Raw genomic sequence first — 553 nt, forward strand, 5'->3', positions numbered from 1 at the left:
AGGATCGGTTTGTCGTGGACCTGGAAGGGCATGGCCGGGAAGAGATCGGGGAAGCGGTGGATGTGAGCCGAACGGTGGGGTGGTTTACGACGATCGTGCCGACACTGCTTGACCTGGGGTCATGCGAGACGTTGCCGGGCTGCATCAAGCGGGTAAAAGAGGGGCTGCGCAGCGTGCCGAACAGAGGGCTGGGATATGGCGTGCTGAAGTATATGACAGCCGCGGAGCACAAACAGGAGATGAAGTTCGACCTTCGCCCGGAGATCTGCTTCAACTACTTGGGCCAGTTCGACCGGGACGTGACGACAGGACTATTCGAATCGTCGGCGTACGGGACAGGCAGCAGCATCGACCCGAACCTCCCGGGAGAGTACAAGCTGAGCCTGAACGGGATGGTGATCGGCGGGGAGCTCGTGTTTACATGCGACTATGAGGCAGAGGCGTACCGGAGGGAAACGGTGGAACGCTGGATGGCGTGCTACGCGGAACAGCTTCGCAGACTGATCACCCACTGCACCCGGCAGGCGCACAGCGAGAAGACCGCGAGCGATTT

General features: G+C 60.8%; 1 protein-coding gene. It reads left to right on the forward strand.

What is annotated here, in order from left to right; all coding sequences use genetic code 11:
* Positions 1-14: 14 nt before the first annotated feature.
* Positions 15-553: condensation domain-containing protein (locus AC3WT9_RS34670; protein ID WP_492408999.1), on the forward strand; the 539-nt coding region annotated here is incomplete at its 3' end.

This window comes from Paenibacillus sp. EB106-06-01-XG199 (assembly GCF_058791575.1).